At 31.0% G+C, this 11318-nt stretch carries 12 protein-coding genes; all 12 read left to right on the top strand.

Annotated elements, in window-relative coordinates:
• Nucleotides 1-8: 8 nt before the first annotated feature.
• Nucleotides 9-1121, top strand: coding sequence for a glycosyltransferase (locus tag ACFCYN_RS01000; protein ID WP_375946994.1), 1113 nt, complete (start codon nucleotides 9-11; stop codon nucleotides 1119-1121).
• Nucleotides 1114-2136, top strand: coding sequence for a glycosyltransferase family 2 protein (locus ACFCYN_RS00995; protein WP_375946992.1), 1023 nt, complete (start codon nucleotides 1114-1116; stop codon nucleotides 2134-2136). Before ACFCYN_RS01000 ends, ACFCYN_RS00995 begins: the two co-directional genes overlap by 8 nt.
• A gap of 34 nt (nucleotides 2137-2170) precedes the next feature.
• Nucleotides 2171-3175, top strand: a complete 1005-nt coding sequence (locus tag ACFCYN_RS00990) for a glycosyltransferase family 2 protein (RefSeq protein ID WP_375946990.1) — start codon at nucleotides 2171-2173, stop codon at nucleotides 3173-3175.
• Between the two features lie 257 nt (nucleotides 3176-3432).
• Nucleotides 3433-3594 carry a YwzD family small protein gene (locus ACFCYN_RS00985; RefSeq protein ID WP_172446394.1) on the top strand — a complete coding sequence of 54 codons (162 nt, stop codon included), beginning with the start codon at nucleotides 3433-3435 and terminating at the stop codon, nucleotides 3592-3594.
• A 25-nt stretch (nucleotides 3595-3619) separates the two neighbouring features.
• The gene (locus ACFCYN_RS00980; protein WP_172446393.1) at nucleotides 3620-4219 is read left to right on the top strand and encodes a sugar transferase; all 600 of its coding nucleotides are present in this window, start codon (nucleotides 3620-3622) and stop codon (nucleotides 4217-4219) included.
• 1 nt (nucleotide 4220) lies between these two features.
• Nucleotides 4221-4862: an acetyltransferase gene (locus tag ACFCYN_RS00975; RefSeq protein ID WP_375946988.1), complete on the top strand. Its 642-nt coding sequence runs from the start codon at nucleotides 4221-4223 to the stop codon at nucleotides 4860-4862.
• A 51-nt stretch (nucleotides 4863-4913) separates the two neighbouring features.
• Entirely contained in the window at nucleotides 4914-6047 is a 1134-nt protein-coding gene (locus ACFCYN_RS00970; protein WP_172447734.1) for a DegT/DnrJ/EryC1/StrS family aminotransferase, read from the top strand.
• 23 nt (nucleotides 6048-6070) lie between these two features.
• Nucleotides 6071-6409, top strand: coding sequence for a helix-turn-helix domain-containing protein (locus ACFCYN_RS00965; RefSeq protein ID WP_172446391.1), 339 nt, complete (start codon nucleotides 6071-6073; stop codon nucleotides 6407-6409).
• A 47-nt stretch (nucleotides 6410-6456) separates the two neighbouring features.
• A complete protein-coding gene (locus ACFCYN_RS00960) occupies nucleotides 6457-8229 on the top strand; it encodes an ABC transporter ATP-binding protein (RefSeq protein WP_375946986.1) in 1773 nt (590 codons plus the stop codon).
• 36 nt (nucleotides 8230-8265) lie between these two features.
• Nucleotides 8266-9459 carry a polysaccharide deacetylase family protein gene (locus tag ACFCYN_RS00955; protein ID WP_172446389.1) on the top strand — a complete coding sequence of 398 codons (1194 nt, stop codon included), beginning with the start codon at nucleotides 8266-8268 and terminating at the stop codon, nucleotides 9457-9459.
• Nucleotides 9460-9493: 34 nt separating this feature from the next.
• Entirely contained in the window at nucleotides 9494-10357 is an 864-nt protein-coding gene (locus tag ACFCYN_RS00950; RefSeq protein ID WP_375946983.1) for a 6-hydroxymethylpterin diphosphokinase MptE-like protein, read from the top strand.
• Nucleotides 10358-10573: 216 nt separating this feature from the next.
• The gene (locus ACFCYN_RS00945; protein ID WP_172446387.1) at nucleotides 10574-11317 is read left to right on the top strand and encodes a 3-deoxy-manno-octulosonate cytidylyltransferase; all 744 of its coding nucleotides are present in this window, start codon (nucleotides 10574-10576) and stop codon (nucleotides 11315-11317) included.
• The last annotated feature ends 1 nt before the right edge of the window (nucleotide 11318 follow it).

Here is an 11318-nt window from a genome sequence, read left to right as displayed (position 1 = left end):
CGACTTTTATGAAAAAAGTATTATTTGTTGTGGATAAGATGGTCTTAGGAGGAGCTGAAAAAGTTCTAGTTGATATAATAAATAATCTGCCAAAAGATAAATATGAAATCACTTTATTTACACTATTTGATGGTGGAGAAATGAGTAACCAACTATGTAAAAGTGTAAAAAGGATTAGATGGTTTAGAAGACAGTATAAAGGGATTTATAGAATTATTAGATATATGGATCCCCAAAAAATTTATAAGGAAAATATTAAAGAAGAGTTCGATATTGAGATCTCCTTTAAAACCGGCATGCCAGAGAAGATTGTAGCTGCTTCTCCTAATAAAAAATCATTAAAAATTGCATGGATACATGGCGATATGTCATACCAAAACTATGGAATTGAAAGTCATAGAACAAAGCAAAAGCAATTAGATTGTTATTCAAAATTTAATCGCATCGTATTTGTTTCAGAAAAGTGTATTGAAGGCTTTAGGGAAGTTATTGGTAATGTAAATCATTACAGTGTTATCTATAATGGCATTGATTTAGACAAAGTACGGTTATTATCAAATGCGCAAAAAGAAGTGGACTATTCTTCTGATAAAATTATTTTTTCTACAATTTCCAGACTGAATTACGAAAAAGGAATTGATCGCTTAATCCTCGCTGCTGAAAAGCTAGTTAACGAAAAGCTACTAAACTTCCATATTTATATTGTTGGCGGCGGAATATTAAATAAAGAGCTTCAACACATGATTAATGAAAGAAGTTTAAATGAATATATAACGCTCCTAGGGGCAAAAAGCAATCCATTTAAATATGTAAATGGAAGTGATGCATTTATTTTATCGTCAAGAAATGAAGCTTTATGTATTTCGGTAATTGAATCAATGGCTTTAGAGCTCCCAGTTATATCTACTAATTGTGGAGGGGTTGCAGAAATAATTGGAGACTCTGAGTTCGGAATATTAGTAGAGAATAGCCAGGATGGTATTTATCGCGGACTTAAGCAGTTTATTGAAAAGAAATTACTATTAACCGAAATTTATGCAAAAAAAGGTTCGGAAAGAAGCAAAGCATTTAGTTTAGACTCCATGATTTCTAATATTGAGGTGTTATTTGAAAATGTCTAATGAAACTTTAGTTAGTATAATTGTTCCGATCTTTAATTCTGAGAAGTATCTAGCTAAAACAATAGATAGTATTTTAAATCAGACATATAAAAATATTGAATTAATATTAGTCAATGATGGGTCTACTGATAATAGTGCCCAAATATGTGATGAGCTCTCGAAGGTAGATAACAGAATTCAAGTGTTCCATACCTCTAATAATGGGCCAGGAAATGCGAGAAATCTAGGAATATCATTAGCAAAAGGTGATTATATACAATTTGTTGATAGTGATGATTTAATTGAAATAAAAATGGTGGAGCAATTACTAAAATCTGTAGAAAGTGAGGATGCTGATATCGTTGTATGTGGAATGAAAAGAATAGATCAAGCTAACCTAAATACTATTAGTTGTTGTACGACGAAGCTTTCACTAGATGAAGAAATAAAAGATGAATTTGTTCTCCTCCTTAAATTCGGTCTAGCTTACTCACCAGTTAATAAGCTGTATAGAAAATCAATCATTAATGAATATAATATTAAATTTAATGATGATTTGCTGATCGGAGAGGATGCATTGTTTAATATAGAATATTTTTCTAAATGTAGTAGAGTTTTTATATATGAGGAGCCCTTATATATTTACCATCAAAGACCGGGGAGCTTAACACAAAAGTTTTATAAGGAAAAAGAAATAGCACAAATATTGTTGTATCAAAAGTTAAGGGAATTTATTGGGATTGAAGTAGAGTCGGAAACGCTAAGAGAGCTAAATTCGTACTATCTTATGGAGTTTAGTTTTATAATCTATCAAAATAGTATTGGAATAAAAAACATTGGTGATTTTTTAGAAAAAGTAAAAGATACTAAAAAATTTATTAGCCGTCCTGAGTTTAAAGCAGTAGCTAGAAATAGTTATTCCTACAGTTCTTTTCAACGATTAGTTTTACTACTTACAAATGTAAAATGTGAATCTTTACTCATGCTATTCCTATACTGCCATAACAGATTCTACAAAAAGCCATTACGATTATAATCGAGCATTAATAAAATTGGAGGTAAAAATTTAAATGCCACTTATTTCGGTAATAATCCCAGTGTATAATGCTGAAAAATATTTAAGCACTTGTTTAGATTCAGTCCTAGCACAATCAATGATTGATTTTGAAGTATTGCTCATTAATGATGGCTCAACAGATGGATCGGCTTTAATTTGCGACCAGTATTCAAATAGTGATATAAGGGTAAAAGTTTATCACAAAACAAATTCAGGACCTAGTAGTGCTAGAAACTATGGAATTCAAAACGCATTAGGAGAATATATTATGTTCATTGATTCCGACGACTATATTGTTCAAGATACATTTAAAATTGTTAATTTTGAAGTAGAGAGGTTTAGTGCGGATTTAGTAGTTTTTCCTATCTTTGAAAAAAAAGATGAGGTAATTCAACTATTTAATATTTCTGAATGTTATTTTGATGACAAAGAAAGTAAAAAAACGTTTTTAAAGGAAATTTGGCTAAAATCAGATTTATTAGCATCACCAGTTAATAAAATATATAAATCAGATATTATAAAAAGGAATAATATTTTCTTCAATGAGGAATTTAGTATAGCAGAGGATTACTTATTCAATATGGAATATATTGATGCTGCCAGAAGAGGGCTAAGTATAGAAACTCCTTTATATTATTATGTTAGACATAGTAACAGCGTCTCAACGAGAGTATTTTATAATAAGTTTGATATTGCACTTGCTGTGTATAAAGCATCTTTGAGTTTATTAAGTAAATATAGTATTAAAGAAGTAGAATATCTAAATAAAATCCATACAGAATTTGCAACAGGTTTAATTCGGGCAATGTATGAAGCAACTAGGGGAGGATATAGGAGGAGTCTTTTCAAAAAGTTAAAAGAAATAAAAAAATGTATGACTAGCAAAGAAACTAGAGCACTTTTTAAAGGCTCGCTTGATTTCTCAACCTTCAATAATTTCGTTATTTTTTGTTTGCGATATAAACAAAGCTTTATTTTCTATTTAGTATTTAAATTAAAGAACATATTTTTTGAATAAAAATGATCAATTTCCGGTACCAAATAATGGGAGCGGACTTTTTTACGTATTAAGAAAGGATAAATTGATAATGGTGAAGAAAAATCGATCAAGTATCGGCTTTAAGATATAAGTGTAACTATGCCTCTGTCTTCGCCTAAGGCTCGCCAATCAGCGAGTTTTGTTTATATTTAACTTAATATCAAAGTTCAAAAGCAGCTTATTGTAGTGTATTAATGTATTTTAGTTGAACTATTTTTAGTAAGCGAGGGGTATCTTTGGTTTCGATTAATTTAACACAAGAGCAACTATACAAAATTATGGAGAATATTTTTAAAAAAGGTAATGAATTCAATGATATGGAAACAAAGGATGCTGTGAATGAAATAAAGCAAAGTATTCTTACGGTATGCTTTGCAAACTCTGAGGATACAAAATAAATTATTCATATAGGAGATCAGGTATATGAAGCGAATAATGGATTTAATGATTTCACTAATTCTATTAATCTTATTCTTTCCAATTATTATTTTAGTAGCTATAGCAGTGAGACTAAAAATGGGTTCCCCTATATTATTTGCTCAGCAAAGACCTGGGCTACATGGAAAGCCATTTTACCTTTATAAATTTCGAACGATGAGTAATTTATATGATGAGCAAGGAAATCCACTTTCAGATGAAAAAAGATTATCTGGCCTTGGAAAATTTTTAAGAAAGTATAGTTTGGATGAATTTCCACAGTTAATTAACATCGTAAAAGGAGAAATGAGTCTAGTTGGTCCAAGACCATTTTTAATGGAATACTTATCTCTTTACACAAAAGATCAGATGATAAGGCATAATGTTAAGCCTGGAATAACTGGTTGGGCCCAAGTGAATGGCAGAAATAATATTACATGGGAGGAGAAGTTTAAATTGGATATTTGGTATGTCGAAAATTATAATCATCTACTCGATTTGAAAATTTTATTCTTAACTTTTTTTAAAGTAATAAAAAGAGAAGGAATTAGCCAGCAAGGCCATGTAACGATGGAAAAATTTAAAGGTTCAAATGAAGTGATGTAAGATGAAAATCATTATTTTAGGGAATGGTGGACATAGTAAAGTAATTCAAGAAATGGTTGTTTCTTTAAAAATCCATAAAATTATTGCCATTTTAGATGAAAAGATTGAGTTTGAAAAAAAAGAGAACGGTATAATTTATGCACCATTTTCAGCAATTAAAAGTTTAATGGCCCACGATGTTAAAGTTGTTATTGCAGTAGGAGACAACTTTGCTAGAAAAAAGATTGTTAAAACCTTAGAGCTAAAAGATGATCAGTACATTTCAATTTTTCATCCATCCTCAGTAATCAGCTCATCCGCCATTATAGGAAATGGTACCGTTGTAATGCCAAAATCAGTTATTAATGCAGGAGCAATAATCGGTAGCCACTGTATTATTAATACCGCTTCAATCGTTGAGCATGACAATATTGTTGGCAATTTCTCGCATGTTTCACCTAATTCAACTTTAACGGGAAGCGTCACTTTAGGTGAAGGTGTTCATATTGGTGCTTCTGCTACGTTGATTCCTGGAATTAAGATTGGCGAATGGTCAGTTATTGGAGCTGGTTCAACAGTCATTCAAGATATTCCTTCTTTTAGTAAAGCTGTAGGAAGCCCAACGAGAATTATTAATAAAAATTACGAGATAAAATTTTCATAAAAAGGGGGCAATTTTGTGACATCTTCTAGAATTTATTTATCTCCACCTCATATGAGTGGGAATGAGCAAAAATTTATACAGGAAGCATTTGATTCGAATTGGATTGCACCTCTAGGACCAAATGTCGATGCATTTGAAAAAGAAATAGCATCATATGTAGGAGCCAGTGAAGCAATGGTCGTAAGTTCAGGTACGGCAGCAATTCATTTGGCTCTTTCTTTATTAAATGTAACAAAAGGAGATATCGTTTTTTGTTCAACTCTTACCTTTATAGCTAGTGCAAACCCTATTCTCTATCAAGGTGCAAAACCAGTATTCGTTGATTCTGAACCAGAAACATGGAATATGTCACCGCAAGCCCTTGAAAAGGCATTACGGGATGCATATTTGGAAGGGAAATTGCCTAAAGCAGTAATTGTTGTAAATTTATACGGTCAAAGTGCAAAGATGGATGAAATTATTACTTTATGTAATCAATACGAAGTTCCAATTGTTGAAGATGCAGCCGAATCATTGGGATCTACATATAAGGGGAAAGCAAGCGGCACCTTCGGACATTTCGGTATTTATTCTTTTAATGGAAATAAGATTATTACTACATCTGGTGGAGGAGCTTTAGTATCAAATAATAAAGAGTCGATCGAGAAAGCTCGATATCTAGCTTCACAGGCTCGCGATCCTGCCCCATACTATCAACATTCAGTGAGCGGATTTAATTATCGCATGAGTAATCTTTTAGCAGGTGTAGGAAGGGCGCAGCTTCAAGTGCTAGATGATCGGGTCAGTACAAGGAGACAATTATTCAATCGATATGTTAAAGAACTGGCTCATATATCTGGATTAAAATTTATGCCTGAATTAGAAAATACGCAAAGTAATCGATGGCTAACTACGCTAACTATAGACGAAAAGGAAACAGGTATTTCCTCTAAAACATTAATTAATATATTAAATAATAATAATATTGAAGCTCGCCATGTTTGGAAACCACTCCATTTACAGCCAATTTTTAAAAGTACTAAATATTATCCCCATCATGAAAATGAACATATAGCCGAACAATTATTTGAAAAAGGGATGTGTCTTCCATCGGGCTCTAATCTATCAGCAGAAGAGCAAAATAGAGTCATTAGTTGTCTTAAAAAAAATATTTATCACAGCTTGAATAAGTTAACGTCGAAATAATGGAAAAAAAGAGGTGATACATAATGATTGGAAAAAATATTAATAAAATCCGTAAAAAAAGAGGGCTTACATTAACTCAATTAGCTGAACAAGCAAATATCTCAAAATCATATTTAAGTAATATCGAACGAGAAATTAATGATAATCCTTCTATTCATGTAATGGAAAAGATCTCAAAAGTGTTAGGGGTAGAATTAAAAAACCTAATTGAAGTAAAATCTGAGAATTCATTTTCTCCTGAAAGTGAATGGCTCGAATTAGCTAAGGAATTAAAAGAGTCTGGAATTGAAATTGACATCCTTCGTGAATATAAAACAGTTTTTGAATTTGTAAAATGGAAAAATACAAAAGTGGACTTTTAGTTCATTTTTTCTGAACGCTAATTTAAGAAAGAAAAGGTGTGAATGAATTGATAGATACTACGAAAAAACTACGTCTCTTATTTAGCAAAGGAGAAAAGAAAAAATTTCTTTTATTATTTTTTATGATGATCATTGCCGCAGCTTTGGAAACTTTTGGAATAGGAGTTATCGTACCTTTCGTAGGAGTTGTAACAAATCCTTCTATTATTAAAGAACATGCTAGTCTCCATTTTTTATATAAGCTATTTAATTTCCAATCGACGACATCTTTCCTAATATTTTCGGTATGTATATTACTATTGGTTTTTATTATTAAGAATATCTATATTCTTTTTTTTCAATATGCACAAAATCGAATTATTTTAAATCAACAAGTTAAGCTATCTAGGAGACTATTTGAGGCGTATTTATCTAAGCCATACATATTCCATGTTCAAAGGAATACTTCAGATTTACTTCGAAATGTAAATATAGAAGTGCAGAGTGTTTTTCAAGGCATTGTTATGAATGCATTTTTGTTATTAACCGAACTACTCGTAATAGGGTGCATTATTGGATTACTGCTATATACAACTGCATTATCAACTCTTGTTGCTTCCATTTTATTAGGAGGAAGTGTATTTATATTTTTTAAAGTGTTTCGAAAAAAAGTAAATAAACTTTCGAAAGAGCAACAAGATGTTAGTGGAAGTATGATTAAATGGGTTAATCAAGGTTTAGGGGCGAGTAAGGAAGTAAAAGTTTCTGGAAAAGAAAGCTTTTTTGCTGATGCATATACAACTAAAAGCCAAATTAATGCCAATATTAAACGTTTTCAAATAATGTTAGAACAATCACCTCGTCTTTTTATTGAAACCATTTTAGTAATGATTGTACTAGTAATGGTCTTAATTATTATTCTACAAGGTAAAAATACATCTAATATCGTATCTACAATGGCTTTATTTGGGATGGCAGCCTTTCGATTAATGCCTTCAATTAACCGTGTTATGGCTGCAATAACAAGTATTCGTTTTAGTAAACCGGCTTTATCTGTAGTTTATGAGGATTTACTTACTAATAATGAAACTTACCAGGCTCATACAAATGAAAAAATTAATTCACATATGTACAAAATCAAAGCATTTACAGATTCAATCGAACTAAAAAATGTTTCATTTCGTTATCCGGAGCAACAAGAATACAATTTAAAGGATATATCTTTATCAATTCCAATAGGCCATTCAGTAGCATTTATTGGTGAATCGGGCGCAGGGAAAACAACATTGGTCGATATGATCTTAGGATTATTCGAACCAGAAAAAGGCAGTATTTTAGTTGATGGCAAAAACATAAATGAAATGAAATCTTTATGGCAAAAGAAAATTGGTTATATCCCACAATCAATTTTCTTAACTGATGATTCAATTAGAGAAAACGTGGCATTTGGAATACCAAAAAGTCAGATTGATGATCTTGCAGTATGGAATGCTTTAGAACAAGCTCAGTTAAAAGAGTTCGTAAAAAGTTTACCAAAAGGACTAGATACACCGGTAGGAGAGCGTGGAATCAGACTTTCGGGAGGACAACGTCAACGGATTGGAATTGCCCGAGCTCTATATCATAATCCAGAAATTATTTTTATGGATGAAGCGACCTCAGCATTAGATACCGAGACTGAAAAGGACATCATGACTGCAATTGATGGTCTAAAAGGAGAAAAAACGTTAATTATTATTGCACATAGATTAAGTACAATTAAAAATTGCGATACAGTTTTTAAAATGAGCAATGGTAGACTAATATCAGTAGAAAAGAAAATTGGAATGTCTGTTATTTAGGATCATTTAATAAATAAAGAGATTGTGGGGTACTAAATGAAGAAACTAATTAAAGAAACTATTAGAGATATTATTTCTACTTATTATAAAAGAAAGTTTTGGAAAAAGTTAACTTTAGATATTAAAAATGACAATCCTAGTACCACTGAAGCAAATAATAGAGCAAAAAATTTGCCATACATAAATAAACCGGGTATAGCATTTTCATTTGATGATAGCTTTAGAGTCAATGATTGGTATAAGTACGGAAAAGATATGTTTGGTCACTATGATGTAAAGGTTACTTTTAATATAAATGCCTTTCACCATCATGAAGGACAAAGGGAGCATACACAAGAGGAAATAGATAGAATAATTGAGTTGCAAGCAATGGGGCATGAAATAGCTCATCATGGCTTTAGACATAAAAATGCTACAAAATATGTTAACGAAAATGGATTATGCACATGGATTGAAAATGAAATTAAAACTTTATTTAACTGGGTTGAAAAACAAGCACATTCAAAGTCGAAAGAAAAACTAAAAAGTCCTGTTACTTTCGCATTTCCATATTCTAGTTATACTGAAAATATCGTTTTAGAAATTTCACCGAAATATTTTAAGTGTGTTAGAGGAGAATTGAATAGTACTAATCTAGTATCATTTAATCACACTGGCTTTGTACCATCAATTTGTATTGACCAAGTTAAATTAGATGATGTGAACTCGATAAAAAAAATATTAAAAATAGCAAAAGAAGCGGGCAAGAATGTAATCTTTATGTGTCATTCGATCCTTCCAAATGATGTGGACTGGAACGATTTTGGTTGGGGTAAGAAGTCAGAAGAGAGTGGGAAATGGAGAATATCACCGGATACAATGGAATCGATTATAAAAGAAGCTAAAAAGCTCGACATGGAGTTTTATACGACAGCAGAAATTGGAGGAGTAGCTACTTTTATTGATCGAAATATGGAAAAAGCAATAAGAGAAAAATTATCTAATCCATTTGAACAGTGGATTTCAATTTCAAAACTAAACGAAATTACAGAATTGGATTTAAGCGGAAAAAATATTAGTAATTTAGATGGAATACAATATTTTATGAATTTGGAAAGACTTAATCTAAGTAATAATAATATTTCCGACTTTAGACTTTTAGATAAACTCACTAAACTGAATCAGCTAGATGTTAGTAATAATCCTGAAAGCATGGAATACGATCATTCTAAAAAAATTGCAAAATGGTAATGAGACCAGTAATTAAATTCAGAGGTGAATGATCATGACGCTCAAAGAAAGATTAATCAAAAATAAATTTACATATTTTTTTATATACCATATAAGTCGAACAAAAACGAAGCTTTTTAACCATGTGTTACCGAGAAGTATTTTTAACTTAGAAAAATTCTTCAGAGTCATCAGGCTGAATAAAGATAGTCATTATGAACAAATGAAAATATTAAAAAATTCGCATAGCGGTCAGAGATGCTTCATAGTAGCTACTGGTCCTAGCTTAAAAGTAGAAGATCTTGAACTACTAAAGGATGAAGTAACCATAAGCATGAATTCAATCTGTTTAGTGTTCGATGAAACGGACTGGAGGCCAACATACTATGGTATTCAGGATGTTGGTGTATTTAATCTGCTACAACCTGCCATTGAAAAATATAATTTAAAATATAAATTTATTAGTAATTCTATTTCGAAGCAAAAGCGAGTAACAGATGGTTACTTTGTCTTTCCTTTAAATTTGCTAAACCATATGATTCCTCATAAAAAATATAAAACAAAATTTAGCGACGATGCTTTTAAAGTAATCTATGACGGTTATTCTATTACATATTCTATGATTCAACTAGCAGTTTATATGGGATTTAGTGAAATTTATTTAATAGGAGTAGATTGTAACTATTCTCTTAATAGTGCACAGCATTTTAAAGATTATGGATACAGGGAAACCTCATCTGAAGCAGTCATTCGAATGATTAGTGCATATAAACAAGCAAAAGAATACGCTGACCGTCATCAAATTAAAATCTATAATGCCACAAGAGGCGGTATGCTTGAAGTATTTGAAAGGGTAAATCTCGATGAGGTTTTGAATATGAATGAAAATGCACAATTTTTGGGTAAAAAGTCTATTTAGTTATAAAAAGATTTATAAAGTACGGAATCTAATTCAGAAAATTCTATTATTTATTTGACACTAAAATTAATAAGTGATAATTTTAGTTTACAATTCGTTCTTTATTGTGAACGAAAGTAGTCTTTATCAATTATTTATGTAAAAAAACAGTTTATTTTTTTCAATATTTTGTTCGTTATAAAAAACAACTATTTAATAAATATGGAGGAAAAGCCTATGAAAATGATTGGAGTTATTCCAGCAAGATTTAATTCTTCGAGATTTAAAGGTAAACCTTTAGCTGATATAAGTGGGAAACCAATGATATGGTGGGTACACCAACAAGTTAAAAAGGTCGCCGAATTAAGTGAAGTCTATGTTGCAACTGATGATATCCGAATTCAAACTGTTTGTGAGGAGCACGGTATTAAAACAGTGATGACGTCAGAAAGTCATAAAACACATTTAGATCGACTATATGAAGTTTCTACTAAGATAGATGCAGATTTTTATGTAAACGTAAATGGAGACGAACCATTAATTGATTCAGAAGCTATATGTAAAATATTACCGAAAGATGATGTCGACCCAAGTGCAAACTATGTAGCGAATCTTATGACGGTTTTAAGAAATCCACTTGAAGCGGTTGATATTTCGAAAATTAAAGTTGTTACTGATGTATATGGATATGGGTTATATATGGCAAGAAGTCCAATTCCGTATCCAAAAGGGACTTATGAATTTAATTTTAAAAAATTTGTTGGTGTTCAATGTTTTACAAAAAGTGCTTTAGAGTTTTGTTATAAGGCCAAAAGAGGCCCTATTGAAGAAGCGGAAGATATAGATGAATTTAGATTTTTGGAGAACGGGCAAAAAATTAAATTTATCGAAGCAGAAGTAACTACATTATCTGTTGATACCCCAAAAGATTTGGATAAAGTAAGAATCATTATTAAAAATCGACTTGAATGTGTGGTGTAAA

Source organism: Gottfriedia sp. NPDC056225 (genome assembly GCF_042267765.1).
Classification (GTDB): Bacteria; Bacillota; Bacilli; order Bacillales; family Bacillaceae_G; genus Gottfriedia.
This window is presented reverse-complemented; position numbering and strand designations above follow the sequence as displayed.

What these genes read in the sequence shown, in the direction of transcription:
- ACFCYN_RS00975 (WP_375946988.1), top strand. Translation starts at nt 4,221, where the DNA reads ATGAAAATCATTATTTTAGGGAATGGTGGACATAGTAAAGTAATTCAA.
- ACFCYN_RS00950 (WP_375946983.1), top strand. Translation starts at nt 9,494, where the DNA reads ATGACGCTCAAAGAAAGATTAATCAAAAATAAATTTACATATTTTTTT.
- ACFCYN_RS00990 (WP_375946990.1), top strand. Translation starts at nt 2,171, where the DNA reads ATGCCACTTATTTCGGTAATAATCCCAGTGTATAATGCTGAAAAATAT.
- ACFCYN_RS00970 (WP_172447734.1), top strand. Translation starts at nt 4,914, where the DNA reads ATGAGTGGGAATGAGCAAAAATTTATACAGGAAGCATTTGATTCGAAT.
- ACFCYN_RS00945 (WP_172446387.1), top strand. Translation starts at nt 10,574, where the DNA reads ATGAAAATGATTGGAGTTATTCCAGCAAGATTTAATTCTTCGAGATTT.
- ACFCYN_RS00965 (WP_172446391.1), top strand. Translation starts at nt 6,071, where the DNA reads ATGATTGGAAAAAATATTAATAAAATCCGTAAAAAAAGAGGGCTTACA.
- ACFCYN_RS00995 (WP_375946992.1), top strand. Translation starts at nt 1,114, where the DNA reads ATGTCTAATGAAACTTTAGTTAGTATAATTGTTCCGATCTTTAATTCT.
- ACFCYN_RS01000 (WP_375946994.1), top strand. Translation starts at nt 9, where the DNA reads ATGAAAAAAGTATTATTTGTTGTGGATAAGATGGTCTTAGGAGGAGCT.
- ACFCYN_RS00955 (WP_172446389.1), top strand. Translation starts at nt 8,266, where the DNA reads ATGAAGAAACTAATTAAAGAAACTATTAGAGATATTATTTCTACTTAT.
- ACFCYN_RS00980 (WP_172446393.1), top strand. Translation starts at nt 3,620, where the DNA reads ATGAAGCGAATAATGGATTTAATGATTTCACTAATTCTATTAATCTTA.